This is a genomic window from Cecembia lonarensis LW9, from assembly GCF_000298295.1.
Lineage (GTDB): Bacteria > Bacteroidota > Bacteroidia > Cytophagales > Cyclobacteriaceae > Cecembia > Cecembia lonarensis.
In genome coordinates, this window is sequence record NZ_AMGM01000067.1 from 1 (window position 1) to 21,047 (window position 21,047).

Below are 21,047 nucleotides of genomic sequence, written 5' to 3' on the forward strand. Positions count from 1 at the left end.
GAGAAGGGATGAGAAGGGCAATAAAGAGTAACAGTTGTTTTCTCATGGGTAATTTTGGCTTAAATAGGTTTCCATAAATATACAAAAACACTTAGTAGATTGATTGAAAACATTATATTTGGAGATATTTCAGTTTAAAAAGCTGTGATTGTTCGAAAAATACTTTTGAACTCAAACCTTATACAATAAACCATAACGTATGCTATTAGAACCTCTTGACCTCATTGTCTTTATAGGCTATTGTTGTCTGATTGTAGGCCTGGGATTATTTGTATCCAGAGAGAAAAAAGGCCATGTCAAAGATTCCAAGGATTATTTTTTAGCTTCTAAAGCCCTTCCTTGGTGGGCAGTAGGTGCTTCCCTGATCGCTTCCAACATTTCTGCTGAGCAGTTTATCGGGATGTCCGGTTCCGGCTTTGCCTTGGGCCTTGCCATCGCAACTTACGAATGGATGGCAGCAGCCACCTTATTGGTCGTGGCGATATTTTTCCTGCCCGTATATATCAAAAAAGGCATTTATACTATGCCTGGTTTTTTGCTGGACAGGTATGATGCCAGGGTAAGGACTACCATGGCTGTTTTCTGGCTCTTGTTGTATGTGTTGGTCAACCTCACTTCGGTGCTATATTTGGGAGCATTGAGTTTAAATACCATTTTGGATGTCCCGATGACCTATGGGATTATTGGTTTGGCCCTATTTGCCATGGTATATTCCATTTACGGGGGATTGAAGGCGGTAGCTTGGACAGATGTGGTTCAGGTATTCTTCCTTGTTGCAGGTGGTTTGGCAACGACCTATTTGGCATTGAATATTGTAGGAGAGGGAAATGCATGGGAAGGCTTGGGCTTATTGAGGCAGGAAGTGCCAGGTCATTTTTCTATGATTTTGGAGCGAGGGGAAATGATGATTCCTGACGGCAAAGGGGGCACAGAGGATGCTTATGGCTTGCTCCCAGGATTGAGTGTATTGGTAGGAGGGATGTGGATTGTGAATCTGAGTTATTGGGGTTTCAATCAATACATCACCCAAAGGGCTTTAGCCGCCAAAGACCTTAATGAAGCCCAGTTAGGGGTGATTTTTGCTGGGTTTTTGAAATTATTGATGCCATTGATCGTGGTGATTCCAGGGATCGCTGCTTTAGTAATTGTAAATAAGGGTGGAGATTCTTCCTTTATTCAGTCCATGACTGATCCGGTTTCCGGTTTGATCAAATCAGACAGGGCCTATCCTACTTTATTGCAGTTGCTCCCAGCGGGATTAAAAGGTTTGGCCTTTGCTGCATTGACAGCAGCCATTGTGTCTTCCTTGGCTTCTATGGCCAATAGTACCTCTACTATTTTCACCATGGACATTTACAAGCAATACATAAATAAGGAAGCATCAGAAGTGAAGCAGGTTACTATAGGCAGGATTGCTGCTTTTGTTGCCTTCTTGGTCGCAGCTTTAGTAGCCCCTGCTTTGGGCACCTTGGATCAGGCTTTCCAATTTATTCAAGAATACACGGGATTTGTATCCCCTGGTGTTTTTGCCATTTTCTTCTTTGGTGTATTCTGGAAAAAGACAACTTCCAATGCAGCTTTGACTGCAGCTGTATTGACCATCCCTCTTTCCACGGTATTGAAATTTGGTATGCCTAATTTGCCATTCATTGACCGTATGGGGGTGGTATTTTTGGTGATTGCCGCACTGATTGTAGCCATCAGTTTGTATGAAGGAAAAGGAAAGGATCATCCAAATAGCATTGAGGTCAATAAGGAACTGTTTAAAACCAGTATGACTTTCAAAATTGGAGCTATTGTTATAGCAGCCATAATTGCAGTATTATACATCATATTCTGGTAAAATGAGAAGGTTATTATTAGGTTACGATATAGGGAGTTCTTCAGTAAAGGCTACGCTCTTGGATGCGGATACAGGGAAAGTAGTGGCATCTGAAGGCCTTCCAAAAGTTGAAATGCCGATAGCGGCACCCCAAAAAGACTGGGCCGAACAGGATCCGGAGATGTGGTGGAAATATATTATAGAGACCACCCATGCAGTTACCCAGCAGGGTCATGTGAAATCAGGAGAATTGAAGGCTATTGGGATCTCTTATCAGATGCATGGATTGGTATGCGTGGATAAAGAAGGGAAAGTATTACGTTCTTCTATCATCTGGTGTGACAGCAGAGCCGTGGAGATAGGAAATAAGGCTTTTGATGAATTGGGAGAGGAGTATTGCCTGCCCCATTTGTTAAATTCTCCAGGGAATTTCACGGCTTCCAAACTCAGGTGGGTACAGGAAAATGAACCAGAGCTTTATGCGAAAATCCATAAAATCATGCTTCCCGGGGATTACATAGCCATGAAGCTGAGCGGTGAGATCAAAACTTCAGAAACAGGTTTGTCAGAAGGGATTTTTTGGGATTTCAAAGAAAATGGTGTTTCCAAAAAACTGTTGGATTATTATAAAATTGACTCCAGTCTTCTTGCGGAGGTAGTGCCATCATTCAGTAATCAAGGTACTGTTACCCAACAAGCGGCAGATATTTTGGGAATAGATGCAGGAGTACCCATTACTTATCGGGCCGGTGATCAACCCAATAATGCTTTTTCCCTGAATGTTCTGGAAGAAGGGGAGCTCGCGACTACGGCCGGTACTTCAGGTACGGTCTATGGGGTCAGCAAGAATCCTGTTTACGATCCGCAATCAAGGGTCAATACATTTGTCCACGTCAACCATAGCCAAAAAGACCCGAGATACGGGGTATTGCTCTGTATTAATGGAACGGGGATTTTGAACAGCTGGGTCAAGCGATTGATAGGAGGAGAGGCCATCACTTACCCGCAAATGAATGATTTGGCCAGCGAAACAGCCATTGGGGCAAATGGATTAAGTTTTATTCCTTTTGGTAACGGGGTGGAAAGGATCATGCAGAATAAGCCTGTTGGCGCCCATATGATGGGGCTGAATTTGCTGCAACATAACAGAAGGCATGTACTCAGGGCGGTGCAAGAGGGTATTGTGTCTTCACTGAAGTATGGTTTTGATATCATGAAAGATATGGGTTTGAACCTGAATACAGTGAAAGCCGGAAAGGCCAATATGTTCCTCAGCCCATTGTTTAGGGAGGCATTTGTGAATATGAACCAAGTGAGTTTGGAGCTGTACGACACCGACGGTTCCCAAGGAGCAGCCAGGGGGGCAGGAATTGGCGTGGGCATTTATTCGGATGCCAAGGAAGCCTTTGCCGGTTTGGCGCGTTTGTCTGTTTTTGAACCTGAAAAAGAGAAGGTAGCGGCATACACTGAGGTATATGGGCAGTGGAAAGCTGCTTTATCTAAGGTGATGTAAACTATTGTAAGTGTTTTTTATTGGACCACAACTTGTCCCGATTACGGGAAAAGTGACAAAAGGAAGCAAAAGTTGAAGCTCAGTTGAAGGGCTGATAATTATTCTTTTGTGACTCTTAGGTCCTTTTGTGGTTCAATTTTATCTTCTAGTAATAGAATTTAGGGTGTTTTTAGGTTTTAATAATTTTAAAGAGTGAGAAGAGATGCGATTTATCCCATTGTCTGAAGCTTGGTTTTTAACAGTATTCTGATTATGTTCAATTACCCTTGGTTTTTAGCCTAGCCTTGGCGAGGATATTCTGTTTACTCTAAATTTCAAGCATGACCAGTAAAAACACGCATCAAAATAACATTCCAAATCATGACAGTGAAGAATATGTACCCGGTACAGGCTGTTGTTCTTCATTCGAGAAAACCAACCCATGTTTACCGGTATCATCTACTGGGATTCAGCGTAGAGATTTCATCAAAGCCATGGGATTGGCGGCAGGTGGCGTTATGCTTGGATTTCCAGCATTTGGAAAGCAAACTTCAGCTGCTTATCAGATACCCATCGATAAGGGGTTGACAGAAGAATGGTTTGAAAAGTTATATCAAAGAGGGGAGCCTGAGGTATATAAAGGAAAAGACCTGGCCTATATTGGTATGCCTGTGGGAGGCTTATGCACCGGTACGGTTTATATTGGCGGTGACGGGAAACTTTGGCTGTGGGATATTTTCAACCGACAAAAAGAAGGTGTAAAATCGGTTACACATGATAATTGGCATGGCCAAAGAGTAAGGCCCAGAGATGGTGCCAATTATATTTTCCCTATGTCACCGGAATATCCGTTTGAGCAGGGGTTTGGTTTGCGTATATCGCAGAATAATAAAATCTGGGAACGAAGCTTGGACTTCAAGGGGTTTGAGGACATCAGTTTTAAAGCACAGTACCCCATTGCAGAAATATCTTATCGGGACAGTCAAATGCCAATAGAAGTTGATTTACAGGCATTTTCCCCATTTATTCCACTGGATGTGAAGAATTCCAGCAATCCTGCTGCTTTCATGCACTTTACCATAACAAATACAAGTAAGGAAGAGGTGAAAGCCGAGCTATCGGGTTGGCTGGAGAATGCCATACTTCGGTTTACTAAGGATGCTGAAGAAACAGAACTTAGCAATTCCATCGAGAAAGAATCGGGAAATACCGTTTTAACTTGCAGTGCCAGAAGTAAAAACATACATAACTTTAGTACAACTATTGTACAAAATCAGAGAGATTTTGGTACTATGAGCCTTATGCTGATAGGGAACGATAGTTCGACGGTAGGCTCAGCAGAAATTCCTGTAAAATCCAATCTGTTGTTTCCGGAAAATACCACTGAAACAGCTACTGCCGAATTTGGGGAACAACTTTGCGGCGGCGTGAGTAAAACCGTCAGGTTAAACCCAGGAGAATCACAAAAGATTACATTTATCATAAGCTGGCATTTTCCAAACATTGAGCTTCCTCAAAATGATAGGTCAACCGGTGAAAATAAAGGCAGGCACTATACCAATCATTTTGATGACTCGCGAGAGGTAGCAATGGAATTGGCAGCTAATTATCAAAAACTAAGCTACCTGACCAATTTATGGAGGGAGGCATTTTATGAAAACTCCAGCCTGCCCCATTGGTTTTTAAACCGCACTTTTATAAACACCTCCATTTTGGCCACAGAGACATGTTTCATATTTAAAGATGGACGATTCTGGGCATGGGAAGGAATAGGCTGCTGTCCGGGAACCTGTACACATGTTTGGCATTATGCCCAAGCCATAGGAAGGTTATTCCCCGAATTGGAAAAGAATTTAAGGGAGAAAACAGATTTTGCCGTTATGGACCGCAGTTCCGGGGGAATAGATTTCAGGGGAGGTTTAGCATGGAGAAATGCAGCAGATGGGCAAGCTGGAGTTGTGCTGCGGGCTTATCGAGATTATCAGATGTCCGAAGATGACACTTTTCTAAAAAATAACTGGGACAATATCAAATTGGCCCTGAAATATTTAATTGATCTGGATAAGGAGTATGGAGAGACTGCCAACGGGATGATTTATGGAGAGCAGCACAATACCCTGGATGCTGAGTGGTTTGGTTATATCCCAGCAATCACCTCATTGTACCTAGCCGCACTGGCTGCAGCTGTTGAAATGGCCAAAGCTACCGGTGATATCAGTTCAGAAAAGGAATATCTATCCATTCTTGAATCAGGAAGAAAAAATATTGAAAGCTTGTTTAATGGCGAGTATTTTATTCAGGAAGAAGATCCTGATCACCTGGATGCTATTGGAATAGGTAAAGGCTGCTATATTGACCAGGTTTTTGGCCAGGGATGGGCTTTTCAGCTCAATTTGGGGCGCCTTTATAATAAAAAGATGATACAAAGTTCTCTGGATTCCTTATGGAAATACAACTTTGTTCCCGATATGGGACCATTAAGGGATTCATTACCGCCCCAAATTGCCGGCAGGCCCTATGCCATTCATGGTGATGCAGGTCTGGTAATGTGTACCTGGCCACTGGGGGGCAAGCGCGAAGATTGGCAAAGACATTGGCAATTTGGGTATTTCAATGAGTGTATGACAGGGTTTGAATACCAGGCTGCTAGCCATATGATTTGGGAGGACAAACTTGATGAAGGACTTTCAATTATTAAAGCTATTCATGAGCGATATGGGGCAGCCAAAAGAAACCCTTACAATGAAATAGAATGTAGCGATCATTATTCCCGTGCTATGGCCAGCTATGGTGCTTTTATTGCCGCTTGTGGATTTTCCTACAATGGACCCAAACGGCAACTTGGCTTCGCCCCCAAAATTGGACCCAATGATTTCAGTGCTGCATTTACTAGCGCTGAAGGTTGGGGGATTTTGGCCCAGACCAGAAAGTCCTCAGAACAGGTCAATAAAATTCATATCAGATACGGTAAACTCAAACTGAAAGAAATAACGCTGGAATTGCCCGAAGGAAAAAAAGTGATGAATGCTAAGGTTGATATTAATGGAAATGAAATCAATGCATTGGCGCAACAATCAATTGGTAAAACAATCATCTCTTTCAATCAGGTTGATCTGAAAGAAAATGATACCATTTCTGTGAGAATATCCTATTGAAGTGGAAAATGTTGTAAATAAATTCTAATGCCAATATTCGATTTGATTGGCGTTATTTGCGGAAATGTATCACTGACGTCCTAAAAACAATAATTATGCAGTTCTTTAATAACCTCCACCTCTTTATCATTCTCAGCTGGCTTTTTATCTCATGCGATAGCCGGCAACCTGAGTATGATAGTGTAAGGTTTGGTATTTGTACCGATGTACATAAAGACATCATGCACGATGCTGATGAACGCCTAACCGCTTTTATTGATGAGGCAAAAAACAGGGATTTGGATTTTATTATCCAGATGGGAGACTTTGCCAGACCTTATGAACATAACAAGGAGTTCATGGCAATATGGAACTCCTATCCAGGAGAAAAGTATCATGTATTAGGAAACCATGAACCTGACGGTGGTTTTGATATGTCAAATGTGGTCGAAAATTTTGGGATGCCCAGCAGGTATTATTCTTTCGACAAAGGTGGATTGCGATTCATTGTACTGGACGGCAATGAATTCAATCCTTCCCCGGACAGGCCAGGGGGGTATTCGCGGTATATAAGTGAAGAACAGCTGAATTGGATGGTGGAAGAGCTCAGTGGAGCTAAGGATAGAGTGGTTATAATCAGTCACCAGTCGCTCGAACATGAAGAAGGTATTGAAAACATGGAATACATCAGGCCTTTGCTTGAAGAGGAAAACCGATTGGCAGGATACAATAAGGTCATAGCATGCTTTAGTGGTCACCACCATACCGATTATGCCACAACAATAAATGGTATCTATTACATCCAGATCAACAGCATGTCCTATTACTGGGCTGGGGATAATTATAAGGTAATCAGGTACAGTGAAGACATTGACCAACAATTTCCCTGGATAAAATACACAATTCCATATGAAAAGCCCCTCTACACATTTGTGGAGATAAGCAAAAAAGCCATTTCAATCGAGGGTAAAGAAACCAAGTTCGTTGGCCCCGGACCCGAAGAACTGGGCATGCCAACTCCTCCCGAAAATAATCCTATTGTTCCACGCATCAGTAACAGAAAACTTCTTCTTAAACCATAAAAAAGCAGAAAGCATCAATTTACCTTTTATTTTAAAACCCTTGTAATGTATAAAGCTTAATCCTGCATATAAAGGATAAAAAAGAAACACTAATTTAATATCAAGACCAGGTTTTGTTTTCAGTAAAGAGTTTATATTTGAAATATATTAAATTAACCATAATATGAAAAGAACTATATTTTCAACTGTATTGCTTTCTTTTTTATGGCTTGGATTGACCGTTTCGGCGCAAGACAAAACCTATAATTCTCCAACGCTTGAAAATAAAGACGCTTGGACTTTGGTATTGCTTCCAGACACCCAAACCTATGTAAAGTTTAAGAGAAATCAACCTATCCTGGACCTTATGGTAAATTGGATTGAAGAACATATTTCAACCCTAAACATCAAGCTCGTTTTACATGTGGGTGATTTGGTTGAACAGAATGCATTGGTAAATCCTGATGGAATAGTTGCCAATCAGACAGGGGTGCAGCAATGGGAAGCTGTCTCTAGGTCCCTATCGACTCTGGATAAAATGGTTCCAGTGATTGCCACCACAGGAAATCACGATTTTGGAATAGCAAATATTGAGAACAGACTAACTTCCTACAATAAATATTTTCCTATCGAAAAAAAACCACATAATAATAAAATGATTCGGGAAGTCGCTCTTGGCGAAGATGGTATGCCCAATCTAACAAATGCAGTATATGAATTTAGTGCGCCAGATGAAAGAAAGTTTTTGATTCTTGTACTTGAATTTGCGCCAAGGGAGGCCAATCTGCAATGGGCCATTCAAACAGTCAATCAGGAAAAATACATGGAGCATACGGTGATTTTATTGGTACATTCCTATCTGGATAGTAATAGCGATCATGTTGAAACAGAAAACTATCCCATAACGGATGGAAACTATGGAAAAGCTATATGGGAAAAATTAGTGAAACCGTCCAAAAATATTCAAATGGTCTTTTCTGGCCACATCGGAGCTGCAGATCAAAAAAGTGGCCATGTCGGATTCAGAACAGATACTAATGCGGGAGGGAAAAAGGTACATCAAATGACATTTAATGCACAAGCTATGGGGGGTGGCTGGTTTGGAAACGGTGGAGATGGCTGGTTGAGGTGGTTGGAATTTCATGGCAATCATGTCTCCGTGCGCACCTTCTCCCCATTATTTGCCATCTCTCCCAGCACAAGGCATCTCGCTTGGGGAAGTGAGGCATATGCAGCCTTTACTTTTGATTTAGATTAATATACATAAAGGGCTATGTTCACTCATCGGAAAAAAAAGAAGAAGAATAAAGCTGCTTCTCCCCTTCTGATCCCATCAAAAAATCCAATAGTCCGTCGGGCAGCATCCATTACTCTATTTTTCTCCAAAAAACCAATGTTGCTCCTAGAGGCATTCATGACCCTCTCGTTCTCAATAAAACCTACTGTCCTTCGGCTATTGTCCATCAACCTTTGGGCTTCGGTGGCAGGGATTAAAAACAGGGCCAAAAATAAGGTCAACAAAGTATTTTTCATGACCCAATTAAGAAAATATTTTATAGAAATTTATGTTGTTTTTATTTTTAAAATCAACCGGTTGAAACAGGGGAAGCTATGTGTACTATATTCTCCTATGTGGTTAAAAAAATCTGCCACAAATGTCCCTCTGTGGTAGAGAGGGTTGAAGCTTCAATAACTGTCAATTCTTTTCCTGTACATTCCCCTAAATGTTAAATTCTCAGAATGACCAAGTAAAAAGATGTCATTTTATCATATTGGATAGCACCCATCAAAAAGATGATGGCACCTGGTACACTGCTAAATTAGATATGACCCAAAGAGAGTGGCTAGAGTAGACTTTATGTTTAATCCCTTCAGGCAAACTCATATTGATCATCTCTCGTATATTCCAATTTCGGGTTTATCAAACTGCCCCCTTCACTTTCAACACATCTTCTATCTCATACCTTGGCGTGCCGCCCTTTTGGGTAGCGACATAGGAACCCATTGCACAGGCAAAATCCAAAATCTCTTCAGGTCTTTTCCCTTCCAGATAGGTCTTGACAAAACCACTCAGAAAAGCATCTCCAGAACCCACCGTATCTTCTACTTTTACGTGGTACCCCGGATGGGAGATGATTTTACCCTCTTGATATATCATGGCCCCTTTGGCCCCCAAAGTGACGCAGACCATAGAAATGGGAAAGTGTTCTGTTAAATAAGCACAGACCAATTTGGACATTTCCAGATGTGTGGCTTTTTCTGGTAAATCAATATCAAAGTAATCGGCCACGATAACCAGTTCATCCTCATTGATTTTTAAAATGTCTGTATAACCCAGGATGATTTCAATCTGCTCAAAATCATAAAATGGTGCCCTCAGGTTGATATCGAAAATCTTGAGCACCGGTTCGTGCAACAGGTGGTAGAGCGTCTCCCAACTCTCAGGGTTTCTCACAGATAAAGAACCAAAAATAAAGGCATCGGCAGCCTGGACGGCTTTGAGAGATTCATTTCTCAATGCAATAAAATCCCAGGCAACAGGCGAGACAATGGTGTATTTGATGTTTTCTACATCAGCATTGTCCACCTCAACCGTGCCGGTGGCTTGTTGCTCATCGAGTTGGATACAGGAGGTGTCCAATCCGTAACTGTTTACAAAATCCAGGATTCTTTGACCATGTGCATCATTTCCAACCCTGGAAATCATTTTGACGGCCAAACCTAATTGGTGGAGGTGTAGTGCCACATTCATAGGTGCACCTCCTGGAATTTCATGGTCGGGGAAACAATCCCAGAGCATTTCCCCAAAGCAAACAACTTTTTTAGACATGTTCTTTTTGTAAGTCTTTTTGTATTTCTTCCAAGGACCTTCTTTTGGTTTCCGGCATCCTGAAGGCTACCCAAAGCAACTGCAGGACCATCATCAGTGCAAAAAAGGCAAAGATATTTCCAGCGCCAAAAGAATTGGCAAAGAAAGGGAATACATTAGCAATTAGGGCAGCCAAAATCCAATGGGTAAAGGAACCCAAAGATTGTCCAAATGCCCGTAATTCATTAGGGAAAATCTCCGCAATAAATACCCATATCACCGATCCCTGTCCAATAGCATGGGAAGCGATGAAAATAAACACAAAGTAAGGCAGCATGGTATTGCTCACAGCTCCTCCAAAATAGCTGTAGGCCATCAGGGAAAGCGATATGATGTAACCCACAGAACCAATATACATCAGTTTTCTCCTTCCCAGTTTGTCAATAAAGTAAAGTCCCAACATGGTGGCCACCAAATTGATTGCGCCTATTCCTATGGTGGATAATAGGGCATCCTCAGTAGCTATTCCTGCAGACTCAAAGATCCTGGGAGCAAAATATATAATGGCATTGATCCCGGACATTTGGTTAAAGAAGGCCATCAGAAAAGCGAAAAAGGAAATTTTCCGAAACCGAGGGTCGAATAAAGCTGTGGCAGCCACTTTCCCTTTAATTTCCTTGCTTTCAGCAATGGCCAGTTTCATAGCGGCATCCACTCCTTCTGGATCTGTTTTGCTGAGGATTTCTCTGGCATTATCAAAATCACCTTTTTTGGCAATAAGCCATCTTGGGCTTTTGGGTACTTTAATAATCAATACAGAATAAATCAGCGCTGGAATTGCCTCAACTCCCAGCATCCATCTCCAGGCCTCGTTAAGGTTGGCCGTTCCGATCAGGTAATTGGAGAAGTAGGCCATCAAAATGCCAAATACGATGTTGAATTGATAGAGGGCGACCAATTGACCTCTTCGGTTGGCCGGGGCAATTTCTGAGATATACATGGGGGCCACTACCGAAGAAGCTCCTACACCAAGACCTCCCAAAAACCTGAAAAACATAAAGGTATTTACATCATTGGCAAGTGCTGAACCTAGGGCAGAAACCAAATAAAAGACACCTATCCAGAGGAGAGAGGCCTTTCTTCCAAATCTATCTGCCGGAATACCTCCAAATAAAGCACCGATTACGGTACCATAAAGTGCCATGGCTACAGCTAATCCATGACTCCAGTCACTGAGGTTCCATAATTCTTGTATGTCTCTTTCTGCACCTGAGATTACTGCGGTGTCAAATCCAAATAAAAAGCCTCCTAAGGCAGCGGTAACAGAGAGAAAGAGTACATAATTCTTGCTTTGCATATGTGATCAGTGGTTATGGGTTGATTCTTTTTTTAAAATCAGATAATGATATCTCTTTGATTGAAGTTTGATTTTATCTCCAAATGCTTTTAAGATGGTGCATTTGGTTGAGGTTTTCAAATCCTTCCAATTGCAAGGCATCATAAGGGGCAGAGGGAAATACAATACTTGTCATCACCAACGATCCCCCGTTTACAAAAACTTCAATGGAGGACCTGTCGAGGTATATGGTGAGGTCATTGATTCGTATGCCTTCCAAATTAGCTTCTTGTTCATTTCCAAAACCTTTCTCAAAATCTACCAGACCAGAATTTGCTCTTTCCAAAATTAGTGTTTCTCCAGTTGACTTTAACACCAATTCCTCTGAACCGGGATTGGTAAACGTCAGTTGAAACTGACTTGAGTTTGGTTTCAATTCAATTTCCAGTAATTCAGCATCTAAAGCAATGGTTTTTCCTTCAATAGCGAGACTTTCAGTCCTTAAATTCTTCAATTCAGAAATGGGTCTGGAGATGACCAGATAATCCTCAGCCTCTTTTGATAAATGCAGGGAACGTGGGATGGTCATGGCTGAGCGCCAAGGGTGTGTAGGAACAACCTGTGCGTAATTCCAATTGCCCATCCAACCGATAAATAACCGTCTTCCATCCGATTCGGGGACATTGGACCAGGTCACGCCTGCATAGTTGTCGGCTCCCCAATCCAACCATTTGACTGATTGCGTGGTACTTGTGAAGGTTTTGCCGTCGAAATCACCCACGAAATATTGCGTGGCAGAACCACCTTGAGGACCGCCAGGGTTGATGCTGACAAATAGTATCCATTTTTCTTCTCCTTCCGCAGTTGTCAATGGGAAGAGATCCGGACATTCCCATACCCCTCCATAAGCGGCCCATGATGGATTAAAATCACTTAAGTGTTTCCAATCCAGTAAATTGGGAGAGCTGTAGAAACTGATTTTATCCATGACAGAAAGGGACATGATCCAGCGCTCACTGTCCTCATGCCAAAATACTTTAGGGTCCCTAAAATCCTTAATCCCTGGACTTTTTAATACAGGGTTACCTTCATATTTGGTCCAACTTCTTCCTTTATCTGTACTGTAGGCTATCCCTTGGGTCTGAAAATCATCCCTGCCCTCTTTTTCTCCAATGGGGTCATGGTAGGTGAAAATGGCCACCATGGCAGGATTGTCTTTGGTTCCCAAACCACTGGTATTTTCCGAATCAATCACTGCCGAACCCGAGAAAATCCATCCATTTTCATCTGGATAGAGGGCTATCGGCAGATGTTCCCAGTGGACCAAGTCTTTGGAAATAGCATGTCCCCAATGCATCGGCCCCCAAACGGTGCTGTCCGGATAATATTGGTAGAAAAGGTGGTACTCTCCATCCCAGTACACCATTCCATTGGGATCATTCATCCATTGTGATGGTGGTGAAAAATGAAATTGAGGTCTAAATGGCTCATTAAAAGAGAGTTCGACAGCGCTTTGTTCACTTTCTTTTTCTTGGCAGGCAATCAAAAGTGCTAACAACAATGTAATTAATAGGTGTGAATAATTCATGGTTTTGATTTTACATGAAATTAAATATAGAAAGTTATTGGATAGTAATAAAAAAAATAAAGGTTTGATGCTGTTTAGCTATGTTTTCTATGAATCTATGTGGCAGATGTATATTTTTTATTCCAAACATGGCACATGTAGTTTCCCTAGGGTCAACTTTCCGACCCCGCTGTCTGGAATTTATAATCCCAAACTTGGCAGCCATGGATTAAAAATCCGCTTTATCGCTTCCCAAAATTGGCATATTTCGAGAAGCGGGATCCCCTGTGGCAGAGAAATTATGACGTTAAACCGCCACAGCTGCCTTGATGTGCGGATGTGGATCGTAATTTAGGAGCTCAAAATCCTCGAATTTAAACTCAAAAATATCTTTGACCTCAGGATTGATTTTCATGGTTGGCAGTGGCCTAAAATCTCTGCTGAGCTGTAGCCTGGCCTGTTCCAAATGATTGCTGTACAGGTGGGCATCTCCAAAAGTATGTACAAAATCCCCTAACCCCAGGTCGCATACCTGCGCCACCATCATGGTGAAAAGGGCATAAGAAGCAATATTGAAGGGAACCCCTAAAAAGACATCAGCACTTCTTTGGTACAATTGGCAAGAGAGTTTTCCATCAGCCACATAAAATTGGAAAAGCGTGTGACAGGGGGGCAAGGCCATATGATCAACATCCGCCACATTCCATGCACTCACGATATGTCTTCTGCTGTCGGGTTTGTTTTTGATTTGCTGGATCAGGTTCTTGATTTGGTCTATTTCACCGCCCTTTCCGTCAGGCCAATGTCTCCATTGATAACCATATACCGGACCCAAGTCACCATTTTCATCAGCCCATTCATCCCAGATGCTCACTTTGTTCTCGTTGAGGTATTTGATATTGCTATCTCCCTTTAAAAACCAGAGCAATTCGTGAATAATGGACCTCAAGTGAAGCTTTTTGGTAGTTACCAATGGAAAACCCTCTTCTAAATTGAACCGCATTTGGTATCCAAATACACTCAAGGTTCCAGTTCCTGTACGGTCTTCTTTCTTCACCCCATTTTCCAAAATGTGCTGCATCAGGTCGTGGTATTGCTTCATGATTTTTAGGCTTAATAGTTTGACAGGCAAGTTAGGAATATCTTGAAAAAAAGGAAATGAGAAACACTTGGTTAGAAATTAATTCAAAACAATTTCCATACATTTCAGTATACAAATGAACCATGTCTTTTAGTAAAAACAGCAGCTTTTACAGATTATTTGCCGGTATTTTAATTTTGATCGGAATATTACTTTTTCCGCCAAAAGTTTTTTTTGATTATGACTTCGAAAGTTTTTTTCCCCAAGATGATGCCGAACTGACTTTTTATAATGCATTCAGAAAGGAGTTTGAGAATGACAATGATTACCTTTTGATTGCCGTAGGAGCAGAGAATGCTTTCGATTCAAAATTCCTTTATGATTTTCAATCCCTTCAACAGAAGCTTTCCGGAATTGAAGGGGTGGAAAGGGTAGGCTCAATACTAGACATAGAGGAAGTAGTGATCAATCCATTTGGGGTGAATAGAAAAAAGTTGTTAAGGTGGGAAGATGATGATCAGTTGGAAGCAGCAAAAGAGAAAATTTTGTCATCTGAAAGGTGGAAAGGAAACCTAATCAGTCAAAATGCAGACTTCTTATTAATGATCGTGCATAATAAGCAGCAGATAAGCAAAGAAGAAGGAGATGAACTTTATGCGGAGATAAAAGGAATATTAGCAACTTTTGATTTCCCAAAAACCTACACAGCGGGAAAAATCAAAGCCCAAGGAGAGTTTGTAAGCTTATTACAAGAAGAGTTTGCCTATTTTCTGGCCATTTCTTTTGGATTGATCATTTTAATTTTGTTTTTGATTTTCAGGTCATGGTGGACAGTTCTTGTTTCCATAATTGTTATTACAGTCGGCATTAGCTGGGCACTGGGATTAAGTCTTTATTTTGAAAAAGCCTTGGATGTGATGTCCGTCATGCAGCCCACCATTTTATCTATCATTGGTTTGGCTGCCTTGGTGCATTATTTCAACCATTACCTTAATTACCTCAGGCATGGCTATTCCAAAGAGGAGGCTATCCAAAACGCCTTTTCCGAAATCAGTATTGCAGTTTTCCTTACCTGTTTGACTACGGCTTTGGGCTTTATCTCCCTTTACCTGACCTCTGTGCCCAGTTTAAAACTATTCGGTTTATACACAGGCATTGGGGTATTGCTTGTGTTTGCCGCAGTAGTTTTACTGACCCCGGCGCTTTTATACCTTATTCCGGTAATGGAGTCAAAAAATCAAGCATCAAGGGCCTTATTCTGGAGGACAAAAATGAGGTTTGGTTTTTCTTGGGTAATCCGTCGGCAACAATGGATTATTATTGGTTTTTCAGGATTGTCTTTATTCGCTTTATGGGGACTAACTCAGCTTAAGGTAAATGGCTATATATTGGATAATCTACCCAGAGAACATGAGTTGGTCCAAGAATTCAGCTTTTTTGATCAGGAATTTGGTGGTTCAAAGCCTCTGGAGTTTCAGTTGAAAAGTGGTCCAGGTGCAGAAAACCTATTGGATTTAGGTGTTTTGAATGAATTGGAAAAAGTGGAGGATTTTATTCAAGCTAACTTTAAAACCGCAGTCATCCTCTCTCCATTGTCGCTACTTAAAGGACTGAATCAGGCCATGAATTCAGGAAATGAAAAGGCTTTTTCGGTTCCTAGTTTAGGTCAATTCAAAAGGATGGAACCTTATTTGGAAAGGGCTTTTGAAGACTTCCCAACGGCTGTTTTGTCAGAGGACAGAAAAATGGGGAGGATTTCTACAAGGATGGAGGATATAGGAAGTTATAAATCAACAATTCTCAGAGAAAAACTGGAAGCCTTTCTTTCTACAGAAATTGATCCTGAACTGCTGTCTGTTCAAATAACCGGGACCTCTCATTTGATTGATATCTCCCATGAAAGTGTAAGCCAACAAATGTTGAAAGGATTAAGCGTGGCCTTTCTCATTGTAGCGATAATTGCTGGTTTTTTATTTAGGTCATGGAGGATTTCTATGATTGTACTATTGCCCAATGTGATTCCTTTGCTTTGGATGTGTGGCGTCATGTGGATTTTGGGGGTTGAACTCAAACTCACAACTGCCATTTTGTTTACTGTTGCCTTTGGGATAGCTGTAGACGACAGCATTCATTTCATGTCCAAATTGAGGTTGGAATTGGGTAAAGGCAGGCAATGGCTTTATGCACTTAAACGTACATTTATAGATACAGGGAAGGCGATCATTTTGACCACTATTATCTTGTCCTCCGGTTTTGCAGTTTTGATGTTCAGCCAGTTTGGCGTCACTTTCTACTCAGGATTGTTGATCAGTATGGCCTTGGTTTTTGCTTTGCTGGCTGATTTGTTGCTTTTGCCTGTTTTGTTAATCCGTTTGGGTAAAATTTGGGAGAAGAAAAAACCTAATTCTCCTCGCTGATTTCAGTTTCTTTTCTCAAGGGTCTTTCCCAATCAAAAATAGCTGATATGGGATAATGGTCTGAATAATCCACCTCCCGATGGGTTTTAAATTTTCGTATTTTCAGTGGCTCTTCAAAAAAAATATTATCGATTCTCAAGAAGAAAAGCACCTTGTTGTAAGTAAATCCAAATCCACTCCCGGCCTCTTCAAAGGCATTTCTCATACTTCTTCTCAGTTTGAAGTACGTGTAACTATAAGGCACATCATTGAAATCCCCTACCAAAATATTGACATAAGGGCTGTTTTTCATGTGTTCTTCCAAAATCCCCAACTGAGAAGCCCTGGTTACCTGGCCTCTTTTCAGTTTGCTTAATGTTTCCCTGTAATTCTCCTTTAATCCACTCAGGTTATTCAAGCCATCCGATTCAATGCTCATGGATTCCAGGTGGGCATTATAGATCCTGATGGTGTCTTTGTCAATTTTGATGTCAGCAAAAATGACCCCATTGTTTCTTTTGGTGTCAAATACTTTTCCTTCATTGATAATCGGGTAGCGGCTGAAAATCGCCATTCCGTAGGACCTTGCTCTGGGTTTTCCCTCAATGATCTGGTACGTATATTCATACCCCATTTCTGTTCCAAGTAATTTGATGCTATTTCTGGCAGGGGTTGTGGGGTCTTGATAGAATTCCTGGAAACATTTGATATCAGCCGGGTTTTCCTGTAGCCATTTGATGATGTTTTTATTGTTCTCCCTCCAATCTCCATTATTTCTATCATAGGCAAAAAAGGGCTACGTTATAACTCAAAATAGAGAGGCCTTCGGTAGTGTCAACTGATTTTGGAAATTGAAAAGTGATACCTATATAATTCCAACCCAATATAATGGTAAGTAAAGGAAGGATTGCTAATTTCCTTTTGGCCATCAAAAGTAATATCAGAAATAGGCCATTGATAAGTAGTAATAAAGGAATGGTCAAAGTGATTAATCCGATGTAAGGAAAAAACTCGGGGGATATGTAGACACTATAAAAAAGCGTTACGGAAATCAAAAATAAAAGTATGGTGATAAATCTAATCATGGAGTAGGTTTGAAAATCCGAAAGTATTGCTTAAACGAACTTAATCCAAATTTCTTTATAATCCCTTTCAAAATTTAAGGGAATTTTAAAATAATGCAGTTTTTAATTTTTCCGCAATTCTGCGGGACAGGCTTTCGACTCCTTAAGCTCAGGGTACTATTGACAGATAGGAGTAACCGTCATCATGATCCCGGTGGCTTGGGAGAAGGGTCTCCTAAAACAAAAGAAATCCTTCTCCTAATTGGGAAAGTGACCTATAAAACAACTTGTCCCATGCATTGGAGATAAATTGGCGACACCAAGCCTTTTTATATCCAGACAGTTGGCTCTTGGAAAACTATATGAACTATGTTTGGGGTTGAAAAAATCCGCCACATAGCGACATAGAATACATAGCAAAAATCAGGCACATAATACGGTCATCAGTGCCAGGCCGTTCCAATACCAAAAACCACGGTAGCGACAGCCTAACTATGTTGGCTATGTTACTATGTTGTCCAAAAAACAACCTGAAACTCCACAAAAATCCTTTTTTATTTGCCACAACTTGTCCCGCATGCGGGATAGAATACATAGCATGGCAGCAGCAAACCTTTGTTTTTAAAATCAACCGGTTGACACAGGGAAGCTATGTGTGCTATCTTCTCCTATGTGGTTAAAAAAAATCTGCCACAAATGTCCCTCTGCGGTAGAGAGGGATGAAGCTTCAATGACTGTCATTTCTTTTTCTGAAAATTTTCCTAAATGTTGAATTCTCAGGGTGATGGGCGTGAAGTTCCGTCATTAGTAGTGAGGTGGGTCGCTTTTTGGGATTTGCAATCCCGAAGAGCGATACTGAGGATTTGTAATCCTCAAAAAATCATGTTAGTATAATCGGTTAATTAATCGGGTAAATATTGTGGCGGATTAAAAATCCGCTTTATCGCTTCTCGAAATTTGAAATTTCGAGAAGCGGGGTTTAAGTATCAATTATTTAATCTGACTATTCGGAATGTTACACGTATCAATTTGAGGGCCTCGGCAAGCTCGGCCACCGGGACTTGAATAAATAGGGGGGTAGGGAAGAAATGCGGCAAAGCCGCATTTCTTCCCTACCCCCCAGGTTTTCCAAACCTAAATCCCGTTCCCCGAGCTTGCCGAGGGGCTTTCTAACCAAATTTAATTCTACTACGTGTAAGATTACGGATACTCAGATTATTTAATCAGTATCAATTCCTCCTGGGGCGCAATCAAATACCTTGCCCCATCTTTGGTCACTACCGCGGTCTCTTCCACGGACATGGTTTTGGTACCTCCATCCGGAAGTTTCCAGGCGTGAAAGCCATCAAAGGCAAATAGCATTCCTTCTTTTAGTGGTTTGACAGCTGAAGGCCTTACACTTGGGTCTGGCAAAAGTCCCCCTCCCAAGTTGGGGCCGATATCATGGGCCACATAACCTACAGGATGTCCGGTGCTCCACATCACATATTCTGAACCCCTCTCTGCCATCCAGTCTCTTTGGGCTTTATCTACTTGATATCCCAGCACTCCAGGCTTCATGGCTGCAAGGGCTATTCTATTACCACCGATGGAAGATTCAAAATAATACTGTACGGAATCTGGCGCTTGTGTTTCTCCTTCTCTTAGAACGTATGCAAATCTTTGAATGTCTGAAACCCACATATCCCAAACACGGATACCAAAATCAATCTGTATCACATCTCCTGGCATAATAACCTTATCGGTAGCATGAGAGTGTCCTCGGTCAGGTCCGGAGTTAACATTTGGGTTTTGGTCTGGGTTCCAGGCATCCGTTACACCGTATTGCTCCATTTTATTTTTCAGGAATTTAGCAATATCTGCATCCGTACTTACGCCTGGAACTACCTCTGCATAGGCTTCATACTGCCATTGGGAGGTAAGTTCAGCCGCCTTGGTCATGATTTCTACTTCTGCTGGTAATTTGACAGCAAGCCATTCATAGATAAGGTCATCAGCAGATACCAAACGGTTGGCCTGAGGGCCTAAAACTTTTTGTAGGGTCAATTTTTGTGTATAGCTCAAACCATCTGCCAAAGCATTTTCTTCAGAAAAGTTGACTGCTATTTTTTGAAAATCCTTCGAAAGAATAAATTGGGCAGCATCGGCGATTGCTGAATTTCCCCTTTCTACTGGAATGACTTCATCATGGATTTTTAAATCGGCCAATGCAGTGGCCTCTCCAATTGGAGAAAATGCCAAAGACCTGACTTGATCATTCTCAAGGAAGAATAAAAACAATGCAGTTCCTCCGGCATTTTCACCACCAATATGGTATGCGATGGGATCATTGTTGTTTTCACGGCATACAATGGCCCAGGCATCTACTCCCGCAGCCTGCATGGCTTGGGGCAATAGTTTATTGATCCTTTCTTTTCTGATTTCAGGCCAGGGGCTCGGCCCTGAGAAAGGGTTATCTAAGACTTCTGCTTGCTTTAATTCCCCCTGACATGCTGCCATTAAAAGCAATAAGAACAATGAAAACAAGTTTGACTTTAACAATAGCAAATGCTTTTTCATAGATGGTTGGTTCTTCTGTTTATATTTTATCAGAAATGAAAAATAAGCAATGGGGTTTTATTAAAAAAGTGAAATTTTAGGAATAATCAGAAATTGATTATCTTCGATTCATAAAATCAACAAACTATGAAAAAAACAAACATTTTGATGATGGCCATTTTTCTGGCTGGCTCGGTGTTTTTCTATTCCTGCGGTGGAGAAAAAACCACCGATTCCTCCGAAGCAGAGGGTTCCGAAATGCAGGAACTTCAAACTCAGGATCAGAGGAGCAGTCCTTTGAGATCACTTGAAGGAACCATAGGGGAATCCAATGTTTTGATACAATATGGAGCGCCTTCCATTAGGGGAAGGGTAATCTGGGGCGATCTTGTTCCTTACAATGAAGTTTGGAGAACAGGTGCCAATGAGGCTACATTTGTAGACTTTGATTCAGATGTTAAAGTAGAAGGTCAGGATTTAAAAGCAGGTAGGTATTCACTATTTACAATTCCAAAATCTTCTGGCACCTGGACTGTGATTTTTAACTCAGAGTGGGATCTCGAGCATGGCCATTTTCAGTACAAGCAGGAAAATGATGTGCTTCGCGTGGAATCTACACCAGAGTGGGCAGAGCAAAGCCAGGAACAGTTGAGCATAGCGATTGAATCACCAGGTATTGTAGTAAGGTGGGAAAGATTGATTTTGCCTATTGTGGTAGAATAAATCAAAACACTAAACTTAAGAAAA

15 protein-coding genes are annotated in these 21,047 nt (G+C 41.4%); 7 read left to right on the plus strand and 8 right to left on the minus strand.

The window, feature by feature from the left end; all coding sequences use genetic code 11:
* Positions 1-199 precede the first annotated feature (199 nt).
* From B879_RS16025 to B879_RS16045, 5 genes are all read left to right on the plus strand, one after another.
* Entirely contained in the window at positions 200-1,843 is a 1,644-nt protein-coding gene (locus B879_RS16025; RefSeq protein ID WP_009186256.1) for a sodium/sugar symporter, read from the plus strand.
* A 1-nt stretch (position 1,844) separates the two neighbouring features.
* Positions 1,845-3,335, plus strand: coding sequence for a xylulokinase (locus tag B879_RS16030; RefSeq protein ID WP_009186257.1), 1,491 nt, complete (start codon positions 1,845-1,847; stop codon positions 3,333-3,335).
* Positions 3,336-3,655: 320 nt separating this feature from the next.
* The gene (locus B879_RS16035) at positions 3,656-6,469 is read left to right on the plus strand and encodes a GH116 family glycosyl-hydrolase (protein WP_009186258.1); all 2,814 of its coding nucleotides are present in this window, start codon (positions 3,656-3,658) and stop codon (positions 6,467-6,469) included.
* Positions 6,470-6,564: 95 nt separating this feature from the next.
* On the plus strand, positions 6,565-7,530 hold the full coding sequence (locus B879_RS16040) for a metallophosphoesterase family protein (protein WP_009186259.1): 966 nt from the start codon (positions 6,565-6,567) through the stop codon (positions 7,528-7,530).
* 163 nt (positions 7,531-7,693) lie between these two features.
* Positions 7,694-8,767 (plus strand): metallophosphoesterase, encoded by a 1,074-nt coding sequence (locus B879_RS16045; RefSeq protein ID WP_009186260.1) that lies wholly within the window; start codon positions 7,694-7,696, stop codon positions 8,765-8,767.
* Between the two features lie 23 nt (positions 8,768-8,790).
* Here B879_RS16045 and B879_RS16050 read toward each other — a convergent pair whose 3' ends face one another.
* The 5 genes from B879_RS16050 to B879_RS16070 all read right to left on the minus strand — a co-directional run bounded on the left by B879_RS16050 (position 8,791) and on the right by B879_RS16070 (position 14,323).
* Positions 8,791-9,042, minus strand: a complete 252-nt coding sequence (locus tag B879_RS16050; RefSeq protein ID WP_009186261.1) for a 5-fold beta-flower protein — start codon at positions 9,040-9,042, stop codon at positions 8,791-8,793.
* A gap of 388 nt (positions 9,043-9,430) precedes the next feature.
* A complete protein-coding gene (locus B879_RS16055) occupies positions 9,431-10,339 on the minus strand; it encodes a carbohydrate kinase family protein (RefSeq protein ID WP_009186262.1) in 909 nt (302 codons plus the stop codon).
* The gene (locus B879_RS16060) at positions 10,332-11,675 is read right to left on the minus strand and encodes a sugar porter family MFS transporter (RefSeq protein ID WP_009186263.1); all 1,344 of its coding nucleotides are present in this window, start codon (positions 11,673-11,675) and stop codon (positions 10,332-10,334) included. The genes B879_RS16055 and B879_RS16060 overlap by 8 nt, the downstream gene beginning before the upstream one ends.
* Positions 11,676-11,748: 73 nt before the next feature.
* Positions 11,749-13,242 carry a glycoside hydrolase family 32 protein gene (locus B879_RS16065; protein WP_009186264.1) on the minus strand — a complete coding sequence of 498 codons (1,494 nt, stop codon included), beginning with the start codon at positions 13,240-13,242 and terminating at the stop codon, positions 11,749-11,751.
* A gap of 286 nt (positions 13,243-13,528) precedes the next feature.
* On the minus strand, positions 13,529-14,323 hold the full coding sequence (locus tag B879_RS16070; RefSeq protein ID WP_009186265.1) for a thymidylate synthase: 795 nt from the start codon (positions 14,321-14,323) through the stop codon (positions 13,529-13,531).
* Between the two features lie 122 nt (positions 14,324-14,445).
* On the opposite strand from B879_RS16070, the gene B879_RS16075 reads away from it, so the two are divergent.
* Positions 14,446-16,719 (plus strand): efflux RND transporter permease subunit, encoded by a 2,274-nt coding sequence (locus B879_RS16075; protein ID WP_009186266.1) that lies wholly within the window; start codon positions 14,446-14,448, stop codon positions 16,717-16,719.
* Here the strand turns inward: B879_RS16075 and B879_RS16080 are convergent.
* From B879_RS16080 to B879_RS16090, 3 genes are all read right to left on the minus strand, one after another.
* Positions 16,703-17,440 carry an endonuclease/exonuclease/phosphatase family protein gene (locus B879_RS16080; protein ID WP_306413704.1) on the minus strand — a complete coding sequence of 246 codons (738 nt, stop codon included), beginning with the start codon at positions 17,438-17,440 and terminating at the stop codon, positions 16,703-16,705. The two genes, B879_RS16075 and B879_RS16080, sit on opposite strands and share 17 nt — an antisense overlap.
* Before the next feature lie 37 nt (positions 17,441-17,477).
* Positions 17,478-17,783, minus strand: coding sequence for a hypothetical protein (locus B879_RS23525; protein ID WP_009186268.1), 306 nt, complete (start codon positions 17,781-17,783; stop codon positions 17,478-17,480).
* 1,194 nt (positions 17,784-18,977) lie between these two features.
* On the minus strand, positions 18,978-20,321 hold the full coding sequence (locus B879_RS16090; protein WP_009186270.1) for a M24 family metallopeptidase: 1,344 nt from the start codon (positions 20,319-20,321) through the stop codon (positions 18,978-18,980).
* Positions 20,322-20,447: 126 nt separating this feature from the next.
* Between B879_RS16090 and B879_RS16095 the strand changes: the two genes are divergently transcribed.
* Entirely contained in the window at positions 20,448-21,023 is a 576-nt protein-coding gene (locus B879_RS16095; protein WP_009186271.1) for a DUF2911 domain-containing protein, read from the plus strand.
* The last annotated feature ends 24 nt before the right edge of the window (positions 21,024-21,047 follow it).

Bases quoted from the DNA above. Each gene is read 5' to 3' on its own strand.
- B879_RS16045 (WP_009186260.1), top strand. From the start codon at position 7,694: ATGAAAAGAACTATATTTTCAACTGTATTGCTTTCTTTTTTATGGCTT.
- B879_RS16035 (WP_009186258.1), top strand. From the start codon at position 3,656: ATGACCAGTAAAAACACGCATCAAAATAACATTCCAAATCATGACAGT.
- B879_RS16090 (WP_009186270.1), bottom strand. From the start codon at position 20,321: ATGAAAAAGCATTTGCTATTGTTAAAGTCAAACTTGTTTTCATTGTTC.
- B879_RS16060 (WP_009186263.1), bottom strand. From the start codon at position 11,675: ATGCAAAGCAAGAATTATGTACTCTTTCTCTCTGTTACCGCTGCCTTA.
- B879_RS23525 (WP_009186268.1), bottom strand. From the start codon at position 17,783: ATGATTAGATTTATCACCATACTTTTATTTTTGATTTCCGTAACGCTT.
- B879_RS16070 (WP_009186265.1), bottom strand. From the start codon at position 14,323: ATGAAGCAATACCACGACCTGATGCAGCACATTTTGGAAAATGGGGTG.
- B879_RS16055 (WP_009186262.1), bottom strand. From the start codon at position 10,339: ATGTCTAAAAAAGTTGTTTGCTTTGGGGAAATGCTCTGGGATTGTTTC.
- B879_RS16030 (WP_009186257.1), top strand. From the start codon at position 1,845: ATGAGAAGGTTATTATTAGGTTACGATATAGGGAGTTCTTCAGTAAAG.
- B879_RS16050 (WP_009186261.1), bottom strand. From the start codon at position 9,042: ATGAAAAATACTTTGTTGACCTTATTTTTGGCCCTGTTTTTAATCCCT.
- B879_RS16040 (WP_009186259.1), top strand. From the start codon at position 6,565: ATGCAGTTCTTTAATAACCTCCACCTCTTTATCATTCTCAGCTGGCTT.
- B879_RS16065 (WP_009186264.1), bottom strand. From the start codon at position 13,242: ATGAATTATTCACACCTATTAATTACATTGTTGTTAGCACTTTTGATT.
- B879_RS16025 (WP_009186256.1), top strand. From the start codon at position 200: ATGCTATTAGAACCTCTTGACCTCATTGTCTTTATAGGCTATTGTTGT.
- B879_RS16075 (WP_009186266.1), top strand. From the start codon at position 14,446: ATGTCTTTTAGTAAAAACAGCAGCTTTTACAGATTATTTGCCGGTATT.
- B879_RS16095 (WP_009186271.1), top strand. From the start codon at position 20,448: ATGAAAAAAACAAACATTTTGATGATGGCCATTTTTCTGGCTGGCTCG.